This window comes from Pirellulaceae bacterium (genome assembly GCA_019636385.1).
In the GTDB taxonomy this organism is placed as follows: domain Bacteria; phylum Planctomycetota; class Planctomycetia; order Pirellulales; family Pirellulaceae; genus Aureliella.
Map to the genome: position 1 here is coordinate 20,589 of JAHBXT010000005.1, position 20,787 is coordinate 41,375.

Consider the following 20,787-nt stretch of genomic DNA (forward strand, 5'->3'; position numbering starts at 1 on the left):
AGCCGTTCTCAAACCAACTGCCCCCATAGTTAAGTGGATATAACAAGGCTTTCCTAAAGCTTAGTCACAGGTTCGAGTCCTGTTGGGGGTATCCCGCGTGCCATCACAAACCCTTGGGAAGCATCACTAGCAATGTTTTCCAAGGGTTTGTGCGTTGCGTGATTTTTAGTGATGGTTGCTGCACCGCTAGTGACAAGGGAACCAGTAAGGGGACGGCGCTGTAGTGCGTTTTTCCAGTCGGCGTCGGTGACCTGTAGGTAGTGCTTTTGGGCCACGGCGGTGGAGTGTCCCAGCCACGAATCGCAGACGTGGGACCGGATGCCTTCGTTCTCTAACTCGGTCCTGCACGACGATCTAAGATTCACAAAGGGCTTGGCCCAAGGAACGATACCAGCTCGCTCTAGGATGCGTAGGAACTGAGTCCGCAGATTCTGCCCGTTGCGATATCGACGAACTATGTGTACAGCTCCGTCTGGTGCCAGCTCAAATGCAGCGGCTAACTCGGTGCGAACCTCCGGGAACAACGGGCAGAATCGCAAGCCGGTTTTGGGCGAGTCGATGCGAATGCGGCCAGCGGCCCAGTCGATGTCGGTCCACTTCAAAGTTAAAACCTCGGACGGGCACCGCATTCCGCAGAATCTTGCCAAGGCGAATATGCAACGCCAATCCGCATCTGGACACGCTTCAAGAATTTGCTGGGCCATGGTGCTATCAATGAAACGCTGCCGATCCGGGTTGGCCTCGGAACCACCTTTCAGATTCTCGAACGGACTGTCGACTAGCAAACGGTCCCGCACAGCTTCGGCCAAGAGCGTCTTGGCCCGCTTGCAATGCTTGCTGACGGTCGCAACGGCTAAACCCTTGTCTAAAACCATCCACCTCCGCCACTTATCTGCGTCGGCTGGCGAGATACGGTTCATGGGGTGTCGCTCGCCGAAGTATTCGCACAGCAACCGTCGAACCTGCCGATAGTTGCTAATGGTGTTCGGTTTGCAATCGGTACGGCTGCTAATGTAAGCATCGACGAATGGCCCCAACAGTCGGCCATCATCTTGGAGCAATCGCGGATTGGTCGGCTCGGCCAGTCCCCAGGCGACTAACGATTCTCGCAAACGGCCTGTAGTGCCAGATGCCCATTTCGCAGACTCGGCTGCTGGTGGAATGTTGTTTAGTTTGGACGACGCAAGCTCATCAACGTGCCAACAAATGATCTCGGCTTGCCGCTCGGCTTTCTTGCTCTTGCCAGGAATGTAGATTTCCCGCTGGCGATTTTCGCAATAGAACCGGATGCGGAATCCGTTGCGACCGTTGCTAGAGAGGCGGCTGATGCTGGCCATGAGCGAATACTCCTATCGCTGACTCAAAAGAAAACACGGCAACAAGTGAGTAGCTCGCTTTCGGCTGCGCTGCCTAGCCGTGCAGGTCTCAATGTATCGGGTGGTGGTCATGGTGCTAAGCGCGATTACCAATATCGGGTGTACTTGGGCGTAGCAGTTGGCGTAGCAGTTGGCGTAGCACTCAGCCGGTAGACATCGGTATCACGCCCGCAGCGTCTCACTTGAGTGTGAGATACTTGCCCGGCTCGCATTGCCCGACCAATAGCTTTGGCGATTCGCTGGGGTCCCATGCCTGTCCTGCGTACCAACTGGAATTCCGATAGCCACTTGCCACCACAGCGGTCACGTTTTCGGGGTGTAGGCGAGCTGGTAGTTTCATTTTGGCTTGATCTTCCCTGCCTGCCGGTAGTGCTCTTCCCTTACCGGTATTAAATAACCGGTAGGGGTAGACCCCATACCGGCTAAAAATGATTCGGTATGGATTCGGTATGGCTTTCCGGTAGGGCTTTGGTCCAAACGACAAACTTTTGTTTCCCTCCACGCCATCTTTTCCGTTGTGAACTGACCTGCTTGTTTCGACTGAGAATGCCAAGTAGCCGCATACAACGGTTTTGGCCGAACCCGCTTTTGGTAATTAGCGAATTTTGGACAATGCCCCGCTCAGGGATAATTGAGAGTAGGTGGTCACAATAAACCTGATCCTGTTTTGATTGTTCCTCCGTGTTGCGCCTGGTTTGCTTCTTAACCAATGGTTCCGCAGTAGTCGCACTCCAGAGCGGCCAATTGAAGCGGATAGATACTGGCTCAGGCGACTGCCACGACCTGCAAACTGCCTCCAGTACGCATTGCTCGCTGTCCTCGTGCGGCCTGATGACTAAGTGTGTATCGGCTGCACGGCTGATTGCGCCCGCACCAGCTCCAACGTCGGTGATGAATTTATCGCCCTGCTGGCCTTTGGAGCTGTGATTGACCACCACAATCGCGGCCTGCCATTTAGCGGCTATGGCGTCCAGGTGGTTGTAGACGCTCATCATTGCCGAATTGTCGTTCTCACTAGTACCCGGTGGCAAAGTGCGATAGAGGGCATCCAACACCACTAGCCGATACCGATCTGGCGGCACGTCTAGCAGTGTCAATGTCTCAACGCTCATGGCTCGACCACGCAACGATATGACGTCCAGTAGGCCACGCTGGCTATGGTCGATCTTCATTGCGTCCGCAATTTGATCCAAGAGGCTGGCTAGCGTTTCTGCGTGTAACTCGTTGTCGATAACCAACACTCGGCCCGGTTCAACGTCATGACTGAGCCACGGTCTGCCAGTCGCTATGCACCAGGCTAGATTGCCAGCGAGAAACGACTTGCCAACTTTTGGCGCTGCGATGACATTGGCTACCTCGCCCAGTCGCAATAAGCCGTGTACGACTGGCTGTCGTAGCTCAGTATGCTGCTTGGCCAGTTCGACAAACGATACTGGCTTGGCTAGCGATACTGCGTCCGTCGTAGTCCTGATGATATCGCTGGCAGGCGTATTTCGGGGGTCGTGGTGCTCAGGCATCATGGCCCCCATTCTTATTGGCGAGCAGGTCACTGCGTCGATACCGTCGCAGCCGACCGAACTTGCGCGACGGGATGAGTCCCGCACGAGTCCAACGTTCGACCGTCGGCACGCTACAGCCCAGTAGTCGGGCGGCACCGTGCGAATCGAGTAGGCCATCGCTATCAGGCTGGCCACTGAGTCGAGTGGCCACGGCGTCGGCAATGGCGGAGATATCAGCGGGGGTCAGCATCGGTGGTGCCCTCCGTGCTAGTAGTCTTGGTTTGGCGATTCGCCGCCAGCCACTGCTCGACGGCGGACGGGTCGTACATCGCTCGCCGACGCAACCTGATGAACGGCAACCGCTTGTGGTCCCGCCAATACCTGAGAGTCACCACCGATACGCCTACACGCCTAGCCATATCGCGGCAGTTGTATAGTTGCTTTTCTTGAGTCATACCTAACCTCCATTGGTCGAAAATCGAAACAACGGGGCTAGATTTGCTCAGTAGTGATACAACTGCAAACTCGCAGAGTGTCTATTTCTGAATTTTTTTCGGTCCCCGAATCTGCCGATAAGCCGCGTTGACCGACGTTTGGCCGGACTCGACCTTGGCGATTAGCTCAGTGTCCTCTGATGCGAGCACCCGCAAAGCGGACCATGCTATACCTCGCCCGACCCGCATCTCCTTGGCCCGCGATTCCAGCTCTGACCGGTAGTTTGGCGAGCGCTCTGATATCAGAGCGCTTTCCTTGGTGACGGCCTCTCTGGCAATTTTTGCGACCATGATTGCCCGCTGGCTGGTTGTTAGGTACTGACGATTCATCGTTGGTTTTCCTTGCTTCGGTATTTTCCTTTCGAATTTCCAACCACTGTTGCACGTCTGTCCAGCGGCACATGTGCCTCCGGCATGGCCGTATAGACGGCAAGCCGCGATATAGCCGCCATTGGCGTATGCTTTCATGGCTGACGCTTAGTCGCCGTGCTACTTCTGAAGCACAAATCAATCGTTCCTCATTCATACGATTGCCTTTCGTATTGCAACTTTTCCAACAGAGTTACAGGTGTTCGCCGTGACCCGCAACAACGGCGACGCCTCCACCACATATAGACTGTTTCCCCGACGGAATCTGTCGCGGATACTGCGGCTTTCCGGAAATGCGTTTCCGATGCGAAGTGACGTTGTGCATCGCCCCTAGCAAACAGGTCCTATCTCATAGGGAGGGCCATGCCATGACCAAAGAAGTGACATACACAATCAAGTTGATCGACGATCCAGGCAATCGCGCGTTGCTGGACGTTCAGGGCAGTCGCTGGCAGATCGAGAGTTGGGCGGATTGACCAGAGCGATTCGGGCAGAGGTCGACGTCCGCAACCAATTAAAAGTGCAGACCCGTATCGACACAGAAGCATTGAGCCGTCAGATATCTGAGGCGATCGACGCGCAAATCAAGAAGCAGGTCGGCCAGCTTGGACAGTTGATCGAGCAGCGGCAGGACAAAGAAAAGGCACAGCGAATTGGAGAGTTCCAGCAGAGCCAGCAGGCCAAGAGGAGCAGCTAGTTAGCTACAACTCATTTCGCACTGGCATTGACTTGCTTCATTTCAAGCGAATCGCTGACTCTTCTTCGGAAGTAATCGGGGTTTCTCTGGATTTCATCCATGAAACGGCAAGCTGCATCGGGTGGCGACTTCTTTCCCTGCTCCCAGGCACATACACTATTGCGCGAAAAACCCAGGAACTCTGCAAACAGAGCTTGGCTCAATTGCAAAATCTTACGTGTCGCTTTGACCTGCTCCGGAGTGTACTCTTGAGGTTCGAGATTCAGGACCAATCGACGGCACGTAAACGGCTTGTCTTGCTTTAGCTTGTCAACAAGCCATTCCATACCCTCCAACAGGTCTCGTTCAATAGAATTCAGTTCTTTGTTTGTCATGTTAATTTGTTCGTCGTAATGTGTTGTGGAGATGGCTTCAATTCAGTCTGAGTGGCCATCTCCTACGAAGTTCCCTACCAGCCTCTATCACCAATTTGTTCAACTGTCTCTTGACTCCTTCTGAAATGTCTTCGATTTCACTCTTGCTGTACACCAGCAGAAAATGGACGAATCCGTACCCCTCAAAATACACGTACAGCACCCGATATCCGCCGCTTTTACCAACATTCCGCCCCGGAGGCACGAAACGTCCTTTTCGTATCCCATCAGTGCCAGGTATCACTGGCGCAAACTTCGGGTCAACGCAAATAGCGATTTGCAAAGCAAACAAATCTCTCTCAACATCCAAACCCAGTTGTCCCCAACGTCTAATGAAAGCTGGCGATTCTTCAAAGTTCAACAGGTCTTCAGGCCGCAGCCAATGCTTGGGATACTTTAGCGTCGCTTGCTGCCTCTTGTATTGCCTCATGCCAAACCCTTCTCGATCTTCCATACTACACTCCTTATCCATCGGTCTGCCCCTTCCGTGGAATCAACGAATTGTACTCCGGTGGAGCATAGTTAGCAATCATGGAGCGGCTGATTTTGCCGATTTCGTTGATGCTATCGCTTGCGTAAACGCTAGCAACCGCAAGTCCGGAATCCAGATATTCCCAGCGAATTAGCGACCTTCAATAAGCGCCCCGATATCGGGGCGCTCAATCAATCCCACCATGTAGACTCGGCCAACCGCTGGCAACACTCCGGCGAATGCTGGACTTCAGCCACGATTTCAGGATCGTCAAACGACGCGGCCAGCTCGCAGTCGGCACAGCAATAGCCGTCGTCACCGGCTACAGGGCGACCGCATCCAGGCGACTTGCACTTGCCACTAGACAGCCCGGCCATAACGACCCACTTCTTCGGCTTCGGCTTGCCTAACGTGCCCTCCAAGACAAGATGAGCACCGGCGACAGCACTTTGAACCAATCCGATTCCATCAACGCCCGCGAATCGGACGAATCACGTATTAACAGCCCGTTATCGTAGGCTACAGACAGCACGCCAAACCGCTGGTCAATCGTCCACACCCACGCCGGAAACACCACGCTAAACAGCACAGACTTGAGGCATTCCGGTGGTAGATTGAACACCAGACGATCCAGTTTCACGCCGTCGGCCCGTCGCTTGCCCTCGATTGCTGCTTGCAGGTAATTGCAAAGGACTGGAATGTACTTGGCAAGATTCAGCTTGCCGTCGGCTCTAGGAACGTGCGGCCAAGCGTACCACAGAAAGTTGCACAAGTTCCGACACGCTGCCCGCATCGGTGCTCGCCATGCCGGATCGGCTGCTAGCTCACTGTAGTCAGGTCGTAGGAGCTTGTCCATCTCACGCCCTAGCCGCTGCCGAGTCAGTCAACCGGTTCCGCGTCTGTCCAGGGTTCGACGATATCTTCGTACTTCCATCGCCAGGCCAGAACATACCGCATCAGACGGCAGGACAGAGCTGACAACTAATCGTCGGGCAGCAGTACGGCCCTGCTACGCCTTATCGTGATACTCGGCTCGCCAGCGGGCTTAGCATCGATTGGATCAATGAGCACACTGAGTCGGGGACGTTGCCGCACATCATCGACCATGGCATCCCACGCTACCACGTCCCAGCAGTTGAGCGGGTCGTAAAGGAAATGGCAGCGCCATCGTTTGACGTACTGATGCGTCTTACGATGGGCGAAACCTTGCAAACGCCACCGCGCCATGGCAAGCTGCGTATTTGCCAGGGGGAATAGGGGGATTTTCTGTCGTGATTAGTAGATTCAATGTCGAACGACCGCGTGAAGATCTGCGGATGCTCAACGAATCCGTCCGCAACGGCTGGCCAGTCTCGCCGGAGATGAAGCAGGAGGCTGTAGAATTCTGCCATTCGGTGATGTCCGACGGTCGCTGCGTCCGCAACCAGCTCGCCGCTATCAAGTTGTTGTTGTGTATGGATTCGCTCAATCTTCGTGCTCATGCCCAAGCGGGAGGCACAGACGATATCGCACCCCGGACGACCGAAGATGTATTGATAGAGAAGTACGTTGACGGGATGACCCCAGACGAAGCAACAGAGCTACTTGCCGAGATGGGGCAAGCTGTCATAGCGGGCCAATACGACAAAAACTGGATATTGAAACATGCTGCAAGGTCGAAAACGTAGTCGGCCAGAGCCTGACAAGCCCGCCGAACCGATCGAGCGTATCGCTGCGGTCAGTGTGTTCAAGTTGGAGCAGTTGGAGCGGGCTGCCCAAGTTGCTGAGCATGTTCGCTTAACCGCTAAAGAAGTTGAGCAAGCAGAGTTCGAGCTGTGTCTCTGGAAGAAAAATGTCCGGATGGCTCAAGAGCAGATTCGCACCCTGAAAGACCAGATCGTCGATTTATTGAACGACGGACCAAAAACAGAAAACCCCCAGCAAACGCCAGGGGTTTAGTGGGCGCTCTGATATCAGAGCGCTTAATCGCTTTGATCGGCTAGCGGCTATCCGACGTCGAACATGATATTAATACTATGCGGAATGCTCGAGAGGGCAGCGGCCACCGTCGCATTGTGGGTCAGGTGGTCGGCTGCTGTGCCAGCTTTCGGGCGAAGTCTAGTAGCTGCTGGCGGTCGGATTCAGACAGAGATTCCCAGAGGGTCTTGAGGGCGTCCAGTTGGTCGGTTTTTGACGCGAGCAAGGGAACCGGTAAGGGAACCGAATCGGGAATTTGCGTAGAACCTTGGGATTGTTGAGTTCTTTCGAGTCCTGTTGGGGGTATTAAGCCAGCCATCGCTAAACCTTGCAAAGCATCAATACCCACGTTTTCCAGGGTTTCTTGAGACCCCAGATTTTAGTGAGGGATACGGAACCGTTAGCAATGGCGGGACGGATGGGGGGACGAGATTGGGGTCGCTCTACCAACGGGTTTTAATCAAAACGGTTGCATTAAAGAAAGGGGGGTGAAAATTTTAATGACGGTTATGGGCGTTAAAATCTGGGCCGCCAAGACGCCAGCTCTAACAGTTTGGCAACATTGCCTGCAATCCGTTCTTCCAACTCACGGGCTTCGCTGTTGAGAACTTCCAGTTCTTCGTTGAATTCTTCCAGCCGATTGGCAAAATTGAAATTGTCTTCCCCCTTGTCCGCTACGCCGACGTAGCGACCAGGATTGAGACTTTGAACTTGGGCATCCCCAGCCGAAAGCAGGGATCGTCCTTGATTCTACTCTAGCGACTTAATCCACGTTGAACGGCAGATTGGCCATCACGAAGTCGAACTTGCCTACGCATTCGTGCAAATCTTCGTAGTAGTTGTTCCCCCTGCCGAATGGCGTCAGAGAGTGCCCTTCGGCATGGGCAGGGAGCATTCCGACGACTTGAGCTTGCTGTTGGCCGGTAACTCATCGGCCGACGCCCAGAGGCGTTTTCGATTTTGAAATGGTTGTTGGCCATTTTTTGAGCATGTCGTGTGAGCAATAAGTAAGTTGGTAAAGCGCGAAGCCCCAATCATGGCCAATTGGCCGCCCACCGCAACGGAATGCAGAAGCATATCAGGGAATACTCGATACCCACCGTCAATCTGTACCTCATACCATGGACAGACGCGCCGCTGCCAACAGCTCTGGAATCGTCGTCAGCACTTCAGCAGTCGCGGCGTCGAGCGCGACGGTTTTGTCCATGATCTCTTGCAGATTACTGTGTGCACAGTCTCGCCGCCACTGGGGTTCTTCAGGGACAGGTTATAGATGGGCGGGTATATGGACTTGGCGTCCATAGTCCAGCTCTTGGGCGAGTCGGCGGAGGAATTTTGCAAGTTCACAAACTTGGCAAGGTCGTCGTTGAGCGGATTGGTTTATTGGAATGATTAGCGGTTGATGGAGTTTGCGGGGGCGAACTGGTCACGTACCACACTTTGCAAATGCTGCGCTGGGGGCCGGGGGTGAGCTGTTTACCGGGGGGCAGGAGGGCTTGAAGGTCGTCGTCAGTAAGAGTGGGTTCGGCGATGATCAGCGAGTTTGGCTGTTGTTGGATGGCGGCGGTTATGTCGGCGTTGTCGGCATCTGTAAAGTTCTGAATATCATTGCGGTTCAAGTAAAAAGGTACTTCGGGAAACTGGTGTCCGACCGTCAGAATGGGGGTCACTTGCAGGGTAGTTTCCCCATGCAAGGCGGCATTTTCTTGTAGGAGTTGAGCAGAACTAAGTTGTTGCGTTAGCGGGGAGCCTGCTCCCAACAGAGTGCGGCTAGCGCTGTATTTGGGCAATTGGACGTGCAGCGAAAAAAACAACAGCAGTGCCATTGTTATGGCAGACCAAGCCCACAATGCCTTAGCACCTGCAGCACGCTGCCACATTCCATAACTGATCGCTACCACTACCAGCAGCGCGATCGAGCATAATATCAACTCTGTTGGCGAAACGAACCCGATCGACAGCGAATGGCCAACTAGAACGACACCGCCAGCAACGGTGGCCGCAATCGACATCCAGGGCGACCAGATTCTCGGTAATCGCCACTCGCCAGGCGGCAGAGGAACAAACAGCAACTGATCCAAAAAATGCGCAAACATAATCGCAGTCAGTGGTGCGCAGGGCAAAATGTAGGTGGGCAACTTGCCTCGCGAAGCAGAAAAAAACAAAAGACACCATAGGCTGGCCAGCAGCAAGAACCCCACCGCCGTCGGTCGCTGCAAGCCAGAATATTTCCGTGCACCACACAGAAACTGAATGTAGGGAATCGTCAAAAACGACCAGGGATGTCCAGCGATCAAAATCACCGGCACATAAAACCAAAACGGACGGGGGTGAAACTCACCAGCGAAGCGTTGCAAATTGTGTGTTCCCAAGAATTCAAGCAAGTAATGGGGATCGGTCCACATGGCAGCCATAATCCAGGGAACACTGATCCCCAGCGAGATAACTGCTCCGAGAGCCCAATGCCACACGGTCGGTCGAGCGAATCCTCGCGTCAACAGCGCCATGACAAACAGGGGCGGTATCCACAACAGGCCTGCCACCGGCCCCTTGGCTAACACGGCTAAGCCACAACAGGCCGCCGACAGACACCACCAACTCAATCGAGGTCGAAAAACCCTGACACCTGTTTGCAGTGAATTGTTAGCGGAATCCGGAATCTCAGCTTTGGAGCTAGTCGATTCACAAGCATCGCGCAGGGTGTGTTGACGTATTGGTTTGATGGCTTCGTAGCCGAAAAAGAGTGACAAGGTGATCAGCGATGTAAATAGTCCATCTACCACCAGATAACGTGACATAAACGCGAAGCCAAGAGACAGCGCCAGTACGACCCCACAGAGTACCGCTGTTCGCGAATTGAAATTTCTTCGAGCAAACCAGTAGACCGCCAAGATGGTTATGGCGGCGGCGAGCACCGGGACGAATCTGGCAGAATGCTCGTGGACACCAAACGCCAGAAAACTCAAGGCACACAGCCAATACAGTAGTGGCGGCTTGTCGTAGTAGTCCTGAAAATTAAGATGCAGCGTCGACCATTCTCGAAGCACCAGCGTCTCTCTGGCAATCTCGGCCACGCGTGTTTCGCTGCGGTCCAGTAGCGGATAATTGAGGTTTCCAATTAGAAAAATGGGTACCACCAACAACAATAGCAGCTGGAGCAGGCGGACATACCGCTGCGCGTCAGCGGACATGCCGAGCCAGGCGGAACGGCCTGCACTGTTTGCGGTTGAACTAGAGGGCAGAGTGTCCGGCGCGGAGTCAAAGAAACTAGCGTTCCATCGCTCGCGAACTCTTTCCAGAGTATGGACCAGGAACATAGGCCTCTTCCAGTGGAGTGTATTCATGTGAGTGGGAAAATCCGTTCTACTCCAAAATTAAGATCAGCGCCGATAAGATCACGGCCATCATAGCATTGGGCAACTAGCAAGTAGAGAGGAATGTGGCGAGGTTCGAGAGTCCGCTACGACTCCGACGACTGGATGTCTTAAGCCATTACGTTAGCGATGAATGATCGCAGTCTCTCGCCAACGCGGGGGGCTGGAATTTTGCTAGCGTACGCAGATAGTCGGCGGTTTGGGCCGCAGACTGTGATGGCGTTTCGCCTTCGACAGCAGATTGGTGGACTGTTACATAGCCCGAGTAGCCAATCCGCTCTAAACTGGAAAAAATCGCCGGAAAGTCAAGGCTGCCAGGCGCGTGAACTGGCACAACTTGCAATTGCACCTCGCCACGACACCAGGTCTGCAAACAAACGTCGCCTTCGCCCAGACGCTGGTTTTGCAGGTAGACGTTAAATATCCACGGCGCTAAACGGCTGATAGAATCGTGGGCATACTCTTGACCGCACAGTTGCATGTTGGCCGGTTCGTAGATCAATCCAAAATTTGGACGATTGATACTCTCCAATGTGTCTTCAATCGACTGGACTGTCTCAAACAGACTTTGCGTATGACATTGATGAGCCAAGCGAATTCCATACTCGGCGGCCTGATCGGCAGCCCGCTGAGCCCAGGGTATATCCTCCGGTGACCTGAGGGCTACGCGAATCAGCGATGTTCCCAGTTGTCGCGCCAGTTCGAGATGCGACTGGATATTGCGCAGAACATTCGGGCCGCTATCGTTGTTGTAAACGATGTCCAAATTCCCAGTCACCATGCTGACAGCCATCCGAGTTGCTTCAAGAACTTGTACTGCCGACTGAATGTCCTTCGGTGACGAGTGGACGTTCAACTGTGATGCTCTCATGCACAGCGCACAGTAGCCGGCCGCGCGAGCTAGTTGGGCAACTTGTGCTAGCGGCAGCACAGGCACTTCTTTGGATAAGAACCCTTCGGCGATACGGACCGAAAGAGATAAGTGCATGCAACCGATTCCTAGAGTTTCGGGTTCAGTGCTTGAGCGCCAGAAGGCAGCCCGCGCTGCCAGCCACCATAAACCGGATTTGGCAGAATAATCCAGCGTGTGCCGTAGAGTTGCACTTTGTCGGCAGCCGTTTGATTGCGCACAGTGGCCGAAGCATCCATGCCAGAGCAGAGATCGCTCATGCTGTCGCCGATGAGCAGGGCGATGCGATGACCTTGAGCAATGTTGGCTCGACGCGTCAGTTTGTCATCTCCCCGACCAGCTTCTGGATTGGATGTTAATACGCTATCTTCGGTGGCAGGAAAGCCCAGTGCAATGAGATTCTGAATGGTAGCGGATTTTACTGCGTCTTCGCGATTGGTAAGATAAAACACCGACACGCCCAAGCCTGTTGCAGTCCGCACAAAATCGAGCGCTCCGGGAATAGCTTCGGCCTTGGCCTCCTGGCACCAAGCGTTCCACGACTGTACGGTGAACTTTTCGCCGCGCAGAATATTGCGAGCGTTGTAGGCAGAATTGTCCAACACCGTTTCGTCCAAGTCTAAGACCACGGCTGGTGGCTTGGACTGAAATCCTCCCTGGGACAATTGAACTTCGTCGGCAGACCAGTGCGGATCACGCACGGCCTGAGTCAATTGGTTAGCAGCCCAGTGGTAAGCTTGCTGAGTCAACATGCGGTACTCGGCGGACTGTTGCATCCATGTCAGCGCCCCATAACGCGAATCGGCCTCGGGTTGAATTGACTGAGCCTGACAAATTGTCCAAGCACCCAACGCCATGTGCAGCCCAAAAATCAGCGCGTAGATCGGATTAGAGATTCGACAACAGTGACCGAGGTGAGCCGTCGTGAACTGAATTTGCCGCATCTAAGTTTCCTTATCGTCTTTCAACTACTCTGGGTAACAACAGTCCCATTGCAAGTGCATGCCCAGGATCAATCGGCGCGGCTGCAATCCACATAACGAACTTCACGATCTTGGTGGGCTGGCGCGGGGCCTGACTGATCGAGTTGGATGCTCCTCTGCGCCGCTTGTAAGTACCACTCGAAGGAATCCGCAGTATACTGGCTCCCGCTTGTCCCGCCCTCTTAGCCAGCTCGCAGCATTTCACATACAACCGCTGATCAATTTGACTTTGACCACAGGCTACCGATCAAGTCAATTCGTCACGCGAGAAACGACCAAGCCATGTAGTCGCAGCTTACCTGTCTGTGATTGAAACTCCAGCGTCAGACTATCTTTGACAGCTTGAGGCGCTAATGTGGCCTGGACAATGTAGGGTGTCTCAGGCGGGCTGACGGGAATGGATTGTTGGCTGAGCAGCGACTGCCCGGCCGACGTCACATCGACCATGCAAACTTGAGAACCACTGCCGGGCGCAGGCTGATCATTATCGGCCGCGCTACTGAGCATCAGTGTTACCTGATACTCGGCAGGTGCGTCTTCAGGACCGAGCAGTGGCAGGGTCAACTGCTGCAAGCCTTCGACCCATGACGATGCAATCCACGGAACCACTTCCACAGCCGAGTTCGAGGGATTGCTCGCAGTAGTTGTCAGTTGTACCCTGGACTCCGAGAGGCTGCGGTAACCACCCGACTCGGTGATCATAGCCTGCAAGTCCACATCGACTGCCAACGAAGTCTCTTTGTACGCGTTGCGGCGCGGATAAGACAACCATAATGTGCCATCTGCATCACGACGATCACCGGGTGAGCCGAAATTGACGGACATTGACTGAACTGGTGTCAGCGAGCCGACGGCGCTATGGATCGTCCAATGCATGGTGCGCGGCCGAGGCTCGAGCACGATCGTGGCAGCGATTGAAAACTGGCAAACGCAGCCCGCGCTGGCTTCGGGAATCATCACCAAGCCGTTGGCGGGAATTGCGTTAATCCAGCAACCAAGGCGATGGCCAGAAAAATGGTTCGTTCCAGCGTCGGCGTTGAGATCATAAAACGCGGTATCGCCAGACCGAAACATCAACAGCCCCGAATCACAGCCGGTCAAAATTCCACAATGATGCCCAGTTCTCATGAGACTCCAAGGTACCTGCTGGCCTGTGGTGGGATGTGCGCGTGTGATCTGATCGCCCGACTGTAGCTGAAACGCCCATGGCTCGGCCAATACTTGATTGCCGATGATGATTGGCCGCCCTTTGTAATTGGCATCTTTCTTCCAGCGGACATAACCCTCGTCTGCTGAAAGTGCGACCAGTCGGCGACGAGTAAACGCACCGCTGACAAATTGCTCCCAAAAGTGACCATTCGCGTTGGCGCCACCCAACAGCAGCGTACCGTTGTAATACATCAACGTCAGCTTGCCGCCGCCGATACCCAAGTCGCTGCAGTCGGTTACGTCCACTGGCTGAGCCCACAGCTGCTCGCCCGATTTCAAGTCCAGCGCAATCGCGCGGCGGATATCGGCTCGTTTGACGCGATCCTCGGCCAAATCGCGCTCAGCGCCAGTCAATGCAGCCAGGGCAGTTTTGTCCTGAGCGAGGATCTCTTCGCGTTGCTGGCTGGTGATCGAGCTGTCGATGAAGTAGACCCGGCCTGGTCCGACGGCGATCGTGTGGTGCGAGACGCTATTGCCTTGAAACTCCCAAGCTTGTAGGCCCGATTCAAGTTCGATGGCGAATAGCTTGTCGGTCGCGTCTTTAGTAACTTTGCCGCGCCGCTGAAATTTTTCTTCCACTTCGTCTCTTAGCGTGCACGTTCCCAGCAGATAGCCTTCGCTGACGGCAACGTAGCCCCATTGATGCTCGCCGTCATCCTGCGCCGCAGGCAAGCGATGAACTCGCAGTATCTTGCCGGTGGCAGCATCCAACTCAAAGCATTCATTGCGCACAAAGTGGAACAAGCGATCTTCGGTTGCCGCCAAATTGCCGGGATTATTATTCATATAAACACCGGTGCGAATGGCTTTCGGATTCTCATGTCGCCACAGGAATGTACCGTTGTAAGCGTCGTAGGCCGAGATGGTTGATTCCCCTTGCACAAACAGCCGGCCACCGGTCGCCAGCGGTCCGACAGCTCCTTCGTGGCGATTGACCATTTCGCCTGGCCCTGGGTCGCCATACCACAGCACGCCCAATTCAGATTGAACCCGAGTTTCATTACTGATCGCGGTGTTAGCAGCGTTGCCGTACAGGTGCGACCAACTACCGGCACCGGGCAGCGGACCACGCTGGAGCAGGTTCGCGGTTGAGGTTTGTTTGAGTTGTGCTTGATCGCTGATTCCCAGCCCCAATAGCCACTGGGAGCTGCGTTGCAGCATTGACTGGACACCAGTTGATTGATTCGACGCCGTTACTGGCAGAACGATCTGCCCACCCACGGGTTTCAGATGCCGCGATACCGCTGCGTAATCCGGCAGTTTTCCGCTGACGACATAAGCATCAGAAACGATCAAGTCGGCAAAGTAATTTGAGTAAGGCAATTGGTCATCCACGTGATGCACGGTGATTCGATGGCCGTAATAGCCAGCGTCATGCAGGCGACTGCGAGCCTGCTGAACCGCCTGAGCATCACGATCGACGGCATAGATCTTCAGTTGACTGCGTTTGGCAAGTGCCTGAGCCAAGAACCCCTGGCCATTGTCGAGCACCAAGCAGAAGCCACGCTGCTTGCCCGACAGATTGAGTATCTGTTCGGCGGCTTGCTCGTACAGTTCAGGTATAGCTTCGGAAGTCGAACCAGCATTGCTGGCCTGCTGCGATGGGGAGGTGACAGACAAGTCAACTCCGGCAAAAGTATAGACGTGACCTTGATCGGTGCTGACCAGCAGGTATCCGTCAACTGCGACCAGTCCCGTGGCATCACCTTCAACGGCTGCGCTCCACATCTGCCGGCCAGTTTCAGTGGAATACCCGGTCACTTGTTCTGGACCACCGACAAACACCAGCTCTTTGGTGGCCAAGAGCGATGATCGCGCAGTGCATGGCGTTCGCCAAGGCACGCCGATATCGGCGATGCTATCCAGTTCCTGCTGGATGGCCAGCAACTGTTCTTGTACTCGCTGCTTGGCTGCGTCGGAAATCGCGATGGCACCACGACTGACTTCCCGGTATTTCATTTTCAGCTGTTGGCGACGGCGGCTATTGATGGCGTACTGCTCCAGGTCCATCTTGATCAGTTCGGTACCGGTCACCGAATAGGCATTGGCGCCTTGAATAATGAGTTCCTTGCCTTCAAACCAACCATATCCCACATTGCCCGTGGATTGATCCATGGCTAGCCAATGATGGTCACCACTGGCGATCAGCTGATTGTTGGCCAACAGCGCTCGATAGCCGCCGACGACCCCGCCAGCCTCATTGCGCCAAGAATGTTTGCGGGCGTGCTGAACCTGCCCATTCTTCTTGTCTAGAGCCACTGGCAGCGAGCGCCCCGAGGGAACAAACAGTTGATCGCTGGTGGCCATCAAATAACCTTGCGGCGATAGTCCGGTGCGGCCAGCATCCAGTTCGCTCAAGTGATCTTGTACCCAGACAATTTCACCGCTGTGTGCATTGACGCAGTACAACCACACTCGCTCGTGTGGAAAAATGCCAGCTCCAAAATAGGCCAGATCGCCATCGATCAAGACGCCGGTGCGCACCGGCCAGCGCGAAATCATTTCACCGCGAGCCAACAGACGATCGTCGCTCGGGCCGGCTCTATGCTGCCACAGGATGTTGCCGTGGCTTGCGTCCAAGCAATACGCGCAGCCGTCGTCGGAACCAAAATAGATTTTGCCATGGGCATAGGTCGGTGACAGCCGTATAGGAGCGTCGGCCACCATGCTCCACAGTACTTGTCCGCTACGCAAGTCGCGACACTGGAGCTGGTGGTCTACGGACGAGCCCAAGTAGACCTTGCCGCCGGCCACCACCGGCTGAATCGCCAGATCGTAACCGATGCGATTATCCAGCAGCAGTTTCTCCATCACGCGACCGGCTTCGGTAGACCAAGTTGGCGTGATCGGTGCCGCAGAGCGATGCACCCAAGCGGCTGATTCAGCCGGATGAACCACCGCCAAAGTCGATCCATGCCGATCATTGTCCCCACGCCAGGTTGGCCATTGGTCCGTAGGAACCGCTTGAGCACGAACCGTCGCGGACGCTGCGCAACAGGCAATCCATAGGCACAACAACAATCGAGCATATCGCATACTATCACCACCGTCTGAATGTTGGTTATACGAAGACGCTGGTCTGACCCGCATCAGAGCTAGTCGGGACCCGCTTAGAAGGAACATTATCTTAGCATGAATGCCAAGCAAATGTTCGATGTCCGCAGGGTATATTTGAGCCTTAAAAATGCGGGCTTGGGGCGTAGTCACCATCGTCAGTAGCCATGGTCGCCAGACGGTTAAGTCTTCCAACCCCTGACTGCGCGAAATCAATGATACCGGAATATGTCGTTGGTCAGGTGTTGAACGACGATGTCATGGTAAGTCGATTTTAGCAAGCAAGGTTTTGCCAACCAGATTTACAACCCGCCGCCTTCTCCCTCTCCTTCTTCCCCTTCACCTTCGCTGCCGCCGCTACCGCTGGCCGGTGGGATCGTGATGTTCGTCAACTGAAAGCTAACATTATTGCGCATCGCAGTGATGTCAGCGAAAGATACTGTACCATTCTTATCGATGTCCAACGTACTGCCCGCATCGACGATGGTGCTTACCGCTGTGTTGATAAGTGAGATATCTGCGAATGATTCAGTGTACACACCGCCAACAGGATCAAGGCCCGTTGTCTCGCCCAACAAGTGGCCTATGTAATAGACCTGTGGTGCGGCCAGCCCTGTGTTAGCGTTGGCCTTAATCGTTACACGAAGCCATCGATTGGCAATTGCGTTATCTGCCTAGCTGATGACCACGCGAGCCGTTGCACCAGGCACCACCGATATTGAGGTTGGTGTTGGCGCAGTTGCCCAACTGGACACAGGATTCGCAGCTTCGCTACATACACCTTGTGGGCTCATTTGGAACTGAAAGTCTGTGACCTTCAGATTGCTAGGCAGGCCTGCAATGTCAAACCCCAATCCATTGATGCCACGAGAGCTGTTGATCAGATTGTTGGCACCAAGTACCTGAGAGGTCGTTCCTGCTTGGGCCAGCACTTTGACAGTATCGAGGGCGGATTGAACTCCACTTGCAGCAAACGATGAGCCGGCGTAGTAGACATATCTTCCAACAACGGAGGCTGTTGCAGCAACTTTCTGCACCCGGAGTATGGCGGCACCTTGCACATAGGCACTGAAAACAAGGCCGGCTTCATTGTGATCGCTGACCTGGGTCCAGCCCGTGCCAATATCGACATCATCTCCAGCGTTTCTGAGGACATACAGCACGTTGCTGGTACTGGACAGGTTCAACACTTCCCTATAGTTGAGAATCAGCGAATTGTTACCGTCGCCGTCCAGATTAATCGCCTCAATATCGACGATACGACTGTCAGCGATTGCCGGCAAATTCAGAACGTGCCCGGCGCCAAGCACAACCAGCGTGTCGAATCCGTTCCCGCCGTCAATGTGTCTGCGACCAGAAAAATCGGCATCCCGTATCACCAGGGCGTCATCGCCTTGTCCGCCTATAAGTACATCGCTTCCGGCATCGCTATAGAGTTGATCGTTTCCTAGCCCACCGATCAACCGGTCGACTGCGGCTCCTCTGCTGGCAAACAATATCTTATTCGCACTGTTGCCTACCTGCGTGCCGACATCCGGCGTAAAGTTTCCTCCGAACACAACATAGCTCTTGCCAGCATTTAAGCGCGGCGGCGCGTCAGGGAAGGCCGGGGGTGGTTGATCCGCACCCCACGCTCCAATAATTAAATCGTCAAAACCATCGCCATTGACATCCCCAGCATGGGACACCGAATTGCCTGAGAAGTCTTTAGCAATCCGTCCATCGATACGGAAGCCGTTCGTGCCATCCAAACTGCTTGCTGGGATTACCGGCGCAAAGCCACTTGACTTGCCGAAAATTATGTAGCTCTCTCCGGAATCAGTAGTAGGAGGAGCATCGGTAGGCTCGGCCATGTGCGCACCCACAATTACGTCGTCAAAGTCATCGCCGTTGACGTCTCCTGCTCCGGAGACAGAAACGCCTAATGCATCAGCACCATCAATACCATCTACTTTGAATCCATTGGTACCGTTCAGGGCGCTCAGTGCGAGTACAGACGAAAACTTGGCTTTCCGAATACCACATAGGCTCCGAAACTCAGAAACAGATCGATGGAAATCAAGACCAAGCGTGCGTAGCCGTACATTGATGCTGCTCCCTGCTATTCTGATAACAAATTGGGTTGCCCAAGTTTTAGAGGCAAAAAATCAAATTAATTGACTATGGCTTTAGCCTTCATACAGTCAAGAGCAGTCAGGAAGTTGCGAAAGCGGCTGGGCACCCGCTCACGTTATCTACTAGCAATAGATTGCGTCGGGATTGAACTGCAGGAGCTAGCCGAAGTCGAATTGACGTGACTGAGGCTAGCGTCTGCGGTTCATGAATACCATTGCGCATCACGCGTTTCTGTTTTTCGCCCTTTGAACGGTTACTGTGGCTGGTCAATATTCAAAACCAAATGGCTACATCGCTCTGTCACTTTGGTGTGCCGGCGGTCGCGGTTGATCGGTAGTTCAGGGCTCGACAGTTCGATACGTGCTCAACCGCAGTCGTTGTCCTTCCGCGACCTTGTCACACCCTACGAGGTGGTGACCGGATTGTCCCATGGATTTTCCCACTCGCCCCATTGGCTCAAGTATTGCTGATAGGCGGGGTGCTCGTCGGCTTGTGATTCTAACAACTGTCTGACCGCCGCAACGTGCTCGTGTTCCTGCTGCAAAGACAACCGCCCCGTTAAGACCCAGGTGCGCAGCAGCACGAAATAGGTGTCTAGCACGTCGCAACGACAGTACTCGTTGATCTCGGCGATTCGACCTTGGCAATAGTAATCGTAGACCATGTCGCCTTGGACATCCATTTTTCCAGGCTTGCCCAGCATCGCTGCGGCCAAGTTCAGTCCACCGCGATACCAAGTAGAACCGTAGTTGGTCAGAATCTCCTGGATATCCAAGTGCGATTTCATGTTGTACCGATTGCGGTTTTGATCGTAAGCCTTGGCTCCGATATTGAACCATTGAGGAATGGGTACTCCATAGCGGAAGGCCGCGTGTTCCATCAGTGGAATGTCAAAGGTGCGACCATTGAAGGTGACCCAGGTGGGGTGGTTGTACTTTTCCCACCCGGTCCAGAAATGTCGCGTCATTACGTGTGGGCGATGTTGTGGTTGATCCAGCGATACGATTTCAACCAACGACAAATCTTCTCGAAGCTTAGCAATGACAATTGCGACTGGAAATTGATAGGTGTAAGGAATAAAATCGCGACCGGAACTGAGCACTAGCTCCTGGCGAAAGCGACGAACTGAGGCTGCAGGTGATAAGCCGCTGCCGGGGTAACGAGTCCGCGCGATCAGATCGCCGTCGGCAACGCTTTCCACGTCAAACAGTAAATACTTAACTTCCTGGTCGGACTTCGTCATTCTCGCCTCTGCAGACATTCTGTGGGAGAAGCGAGCATGATAACAGAATCAGATCGACTGCGATGCGACCAACGCGTCGGTCTGGCGAACTATCGCGCCGAGCGGGCCGCTTTGGCGCGAGACTGCTCAAGAGCCGCCGTCTCGTTGGCCAATTTGTTCATGGGCCCGGCGGGAAAGTACTGAACGTCGTCCAGCAAATAGTAAGGACTAGGTAGCGTTTGTCCGGCAACTGAGACTTGGCAGCCAGAATTCGTCGCGATTGCGGCACACAACAGCAGGCTGGCGGCAATCAGGACGATAGATTTGGATTGCTTGGGCTGGCTCATTTCGGGTTCCTTGCCGCCGGCAGATAGCTCCGGCGCAATAGTTGATAAAGTGTCCCAGATGCTGTGGTGCGTGTGAAACTCTGCTGGTTGTATCGGTCTTAGCGTTTGCCGCCAATCAGCGAAACCGTCGTAATAGCCGCGATTTGTCACGGAATGGCTCATTTTTTTTGCCTCGGAACCACAGGTAGAACTCACAGCCCCCACTTCTTCAGGGTGTCGTGCTCTGATTTTCTCGGAAACTGTCAACTTGCCGCCCCAAAACGCTAGCAAACTGGGCTGGAGCGTATCGCCCGGATA

General features: G+C 54.2%; 21 protein-coding genes and 1 tRNA gene. 4 read left to right on the forward strand and 18 right to left on the reverse strand.

What is annotated here, in order from left to right:
- The first annotated feature begins 19 nt into the window (after positions 1 to 19).
- A tRNA-Arg gene (locus KF752_17785) sits at positions 20 to 91 on the forward strand.
- Here the strand turns inward: KF752_17785 and KF752_17790 are convergent.
- The 6 genes from KF752_17790 to KF752_17815 all read right to left on the reverse strand — a co-directional run bounded on the left by KF752_17790 (position 54) and on the right by KF752_17815 (position 3,699).
- Positions 54 to 875, reverse strand: a complete 822-nt coding sequence (locus KF752_17790) for a tyrosine-type recombinase/integrase (GenBank protein ID MBX3423413.1) — start codon at positions 873 to 875, stop codon at positions 54 to 56. The two genes, KF752_17785 and KF752_17790, sit on opposite strands and share 38 nt — an antisense overlap.
- A gap of 679 nt (positions 876 to 1,554) precedes the next feature.
- The gene (locus KF752_17795; GenBank protein ID MBX3423414.1) at positions 1,555 to 1,716 is read right to left on the reverse strand and encodes a hypothetical protein; all 162 of its coding nucleotides are present in this window, start codon (positions 1,714 to 1,716) and stop codon (positions 1,555 to 1,557) included.
- Positions 1,717 to 1,798: 82 nt separating this feature from the next.
- Entirely contained in the window at positions 1,799 to 2,896 is a 1,098-nt protein-coding gene (locus KF752_17800; GenBank protein ID MBX3423415.1) for an AAA family ATPase, read from the reverse strand.
- Positions 2,886 to 3,125 (reverse strand): helix-turn-helix domain-containing protein, encoded by a 240-nt coding sequence (locus tag KF752_17805; protein MBX3423416.1) that lies wholly within the window; start codon positions 3,123 to 3,125, stop codon positions 2,886 to 2,888. Before KF752_17805 ends, KF752_17800 begins: the two co-directional genes overlap by 11 nt.
- On the reverse strand, positions 3,109 to 3,330 hold the full coding sequence (locus KF752_17810) for a helix-turn-helix domain-containing protein (GenBank protein ID MBX3423417.1): 222 nt from the start codon (positions 3,328 to 3,330) through the stop codon (positions 3,109 to 3,111). Before KF752_17810 ends, KF752_17805 begins: the two co-directional genes overlap by 17 nt.
- A gap of 81 nt (positions 3,331 to 3,411) precedes the next feature.
- The gene (locus KF752_17815; protein ID MBX3423418.1) at positions 3,412 to 3,699 is read right to left on the reverse strand and encodes a hypothetical protein; all 288 of its coding nucleotides are present in this window, start codon (positions 3,697 to 3,699) and stop codon (positions 3,412 to 3,414) included.
- Positions 3,700 to 4,210: 511 nt separating this feature from the next.
- On the opposite strand from KF752_17815, the gene KF752_17820 reads away from it, so the two are divergent.
- On the forward strand, positions 4,211 to 4,435 hold the full coding sequence (locus KF752_17820; GenBank protein MBX3423419.1) for a hypothetical protein: 225 nt from the start codon (positions 4,211 to 4,213) through the stop codon (positions 4,433 to 4,435).
- An 11-nt stretch (positions 4,436 to 4,446) separates the two neighbouring features.
- Here KF752_17820 and KF752_17825 read toward each other — a convergent pair whose 3' ends face one another.
- The 4 genes from KF752_17825 to KF752_17840 all read right to left on the reverse strand — a co-directional run bounded on the left by KF752_17825 (position 4,447) and on the right by KF752_17840 (position 6,176).
- Positions 4,447 to 4,809 (reverse strand): hypothetical protein, encoded by a 363-nt coding sequence (locus KF752_17825; GenBank protein ID MBX3423420.1) that lies wholly within the window; start codon positions 4,807 to 4,809, stop codon positions 4,447 to 4,449.
- Between the two features lie 37 nt (positions 4,810 to 4,846).
- Positions 4,847 to 5,302: a hypothetical protein gene (locus KF752_17830; GenBank protein MBX3423421.1), complete on the reverse strand. Its 456-nt coding sequence runs from the start codon at positions 5,300 to 5,302 to the stop codon at positions 4,847 to 4,849.
- A gap of 209 nt (positions 5,303 to 5,511) precedes the next feature.
- A complete protein-coding gene (locus KF752_17835) occupies positions 5,512 to 5,697 on the reverse strand; it encodes a hypothetical protein (protein ID MBX3423422.1) in 186 nt (61 codons plus the stop codon).
- A 29-nt stretch (positions 5,698 to 5,726) separates the two neighbouring features.
- Positions 5,727 to 6,176, reverse strand: a complete 450-nt coding sequence (locus KF752_17840) for a hypothetical protein (GenBank protein MBX3423423.1) — start codon at positions 6,174 to 6,176, stop codon at positions 5,727 to 5,729.
- 415 nt (positions 6,177 to 6,591) lie between these two features.
- Here KF752_17840 and KF752_17845 point away from each other — a divergent pair, with 415 nt between their 5' ends.
- Positions 6,592 to 6,987 carry a hypothetical protein gene (locus KF752_17845; protein ID MBX3423424.1) on the forward strand — a complete coding sequence of 132 codons (396 nt, stop codon included), beginning with the start codon at positions 6,592 to 6,594 and terminating at the stop codon, positions 6,985 to 6,987.
- Entirely contained in the window at positions 6,965 to 7,258 is a 294-nt protein-coding gene (locus tag KF752_17850) for a hypothetical protein (protein MBX3423425.1), read from the forward strand. Before KF752_17845 ends, KF752_17850 begins: the two co-directional genes overlap by 23 nt.
- A 1,361-nt stretch (positions 7,259 to 8,619) precedes the next feature.
- Here KF752_17850 and KF752_17855 read toward each other — a convergent pair.
- The 8 genes from KF752_17855 to KF752_17890 all read right to left on the reverse strand — a co-directional run bounded on the left by KF752_17855 (position 8,620) and on the right by KF752_17890 (position 20,490).
- Positions 8,620 to 10,593, reverse strand: coding sequence for a glycosyltransferase family 39 protein (locus KF752_17855; protein ID MBX3423426.1), 1,974 nt, complete (start codon positions 10,591 to 10,593; stop codon positions 8,620 to 8,622).
- A 175-nt stretch (positions 10,594 to 10,768) separates the two neighbouring features.
- Positions 10,769 to 11,638: a sugar phosphate isomerase/epimerase gene (locus KF752_17860; GenBank protein MBX3423427.1), complete on the reverse strand. Its 870-nt coding sequence runs from the start codon at positions 11,636 to 11,638 to the stop codon at positions 10,769 to 10,771.
- 11 nt (positions 11,639 to 11,649) lie between these two features.
- Complete coding sequence (locus KF752_17865) at positions 11,650 to 12,504, reverse strand: hypothetical protein (protein ID MBX3423428.1); 855 nt, start codon at positions 12,502 to 12,504, stop codon at positions 11,650 to 11,652.
- A gap of 291 nt (positions 12,505 to 12,795) precedes the next feature.
- Positions 12,796 to 16,788, reverse strand: a complete 3,993-nt coding sequence (locus KF752_17870) for a PQQ-binding-like beta-propeller repeat protein (protein MBX3423429.1) — start codon at positions 16,786 to 16,788, stop codon at positions 12,796 to 12,798.
- A 320-nt stretch (positions 16,789 to 17,108) separates the two neighbouring features.
- Positions 17,109 to 17,345, reverse strand: coding sequence for a hypothetical protein (locus KF752_17875; GenBank protein MBX3423430.1), 237 nt, complete (start codon positions 17,343 to 17,345; stop codon positions 17,109 to 17,111).
- Positions 17,346 to 17,480: 135 nt separating this feature from the next.
- Positions 17,481 to 18,659 carry an FG-GAP repeat protein gene (locus tag KF752_17880; GenBank protein MBX3423431.1) on the reverse strand — a complete coding sequence of 393 codons (1,179 nt, stop codon included), beginning with the start codon at positions 18,657 to 18,659 and terminating at the stop codon, positions 17,481 to 17,483.
- Positions 18,660 to 19,324: 665 nt separating this feature from the next.
- The gene (locus tag KF752_17885) at positions 19,325 to 20,182 is read right to left on the reverse strand and encodes a 3'-5' exonuclease (protein MBX3423432.1); all 858 of its coding nucleotides are present in this window, start codon (positions 20,180 to 20,182) and stop codon (positions 19,325 to 19,327) included.
- Positions 20,183 to 20,253: 71 nt separating this feature from the next.
- A complete protein-coding gene (locus tag KF752_17890) occupies positions 20,254 to 20,490 on the reverse strand; it encodes a hypothetical protein (protein MBX3423433.1) in 237 nt (78 codons plus the stop codon).
- Positions 20,491 to 20,787: the final 297 nt, after the last annotated feature.

Excerpts from the sequence above, each read along its gene's own strand:
- KF752_17790 (MBX3423413.1), bottom strand. The coding sequence starts at position 875 with ATGGTTTTAGACAAGGGTTTAGCCGTTGCGACCGTCAGCAAGCATTGC.
- KF752_17795 (MBX3423414.1), bottom strand. The coding sequence starts at position 1,716 with ATGAAACTACCAGCTCGCCTACACCCCGAAAACGTGACCGCTGTGGTG.
- KF752_17800 (MBX3423415.1), bottom strand. The coding sequence starts at position 2,896 with ATGATGCCTGAGCACCACGACCCCCGAAATACGCCTGCCAGCGATATC.
- KF752_17805 (MBX3423416.1), bottom strand. The coding sequence starts at position 3,125 with ATGCTGACCCCCGCTGATATCTCCGCCATTGCCGACGCCGTGGCCACT.
- KF752_17810 (MBX3423417.1), bottom strand. The coding sequence starts at position 3,330 with ATGACTCAAGAAAAGCAACTATACAACTGCCGCGATATGGCTAGGCGT.
- KF752_17815 (MBX3423418.1), bottom strand. The coding sequence starts at position 3,699 with ATGAATCGTCAGTACCTAACAACCAGCCAGCGGGCAATCATGGTCGCA.
- KF752_17825 (MBX3423420.1), bottom strand. The coding sequence starts at position 4,809 with ATGACAAACAAAGAACTGAATTCTATTGAACGAGACCTGTTGGAGGGT.
- KF752_17830 (MBX3423421.1), bottom strand. The coding sequence starts at position 5,302 with ATGGAAGATCGAGAAGGGTTTGGCATGAGGCAATACAAGAGGCAGCAA.
- KF752_17835 (MBX3423422.1), bottom strand. The coding sequence starts at position 5,697 with ATGGCCGGGCTGTCTAGTGGCAAGTGCAAGTCGCCTGGATGCGGTCGC.
- KF752_17840 (MBX3423423.1), bottom strand. The coding sequence starts at position 6,176 with ATGGACAAGCTCCTACGACCTGACTACAGTGAGCTAGCAGCCGATCCG.
- KF752_17850 (MBX3423425.1), top strand. The coding sequence starts at position 6,965 with ATGCTGCAAGGTCGAAAACGTAGTCGGCCAGAGCCTGACAAGCCCGCC.
- KF752_17855 (MBX3423426.1), bottom strand. The coding sequence starts at position 10,593 with ATGTTCCTGGTCCATACTCTGGAAAGAGTTCGCGAGCGATGGAACGCT.
- KF752_17860 (MBX3423427.1), bottom strand. The coding sequence starts at position 11,638 with ATGCACTTATCTCTTTCGGTCCGTATCGCCGAAGGGTTCTTATCCAAA.
- KF752_17865 (MBX3423428.1), bottom strand. The coding sequence starts at position 12,504 with ATGCGGCAAATTCAGTTCACGACGGCTCACCTCGGTCACTGTTGTCGA.
- KF752_17870 (MBX3423429.1), bottom strand. The coding sequence starts at position 16,788 with ATGCGATATGCTCGATTGTTGTTGTGCCTATGGATTGCCTGTTGCGCA.
- KF752_17880 (MBX3423431.1), bottom strand. The coding sequence starts at position 18,659 with ATGGCCGAGCCTACCGATGCTCCTCCTACTACTGATTCCGGAGAGAGC.
- KF752_17885 (MBX3423432.1), bottom strand. The coding sequence starts at position 20,182 with ATGTCTGCAGAGGCGAGAATGACGAAGTCCGACCAGGAAGTTAAGTAT.
- KF752_17890 (MBX3423433.1), bottom strand. The coding sequence starts at position 20,490 with ATGAGCCAGCCCAAGCAATCCAAATCTATCGTCCTGATTGCCGCCAGC.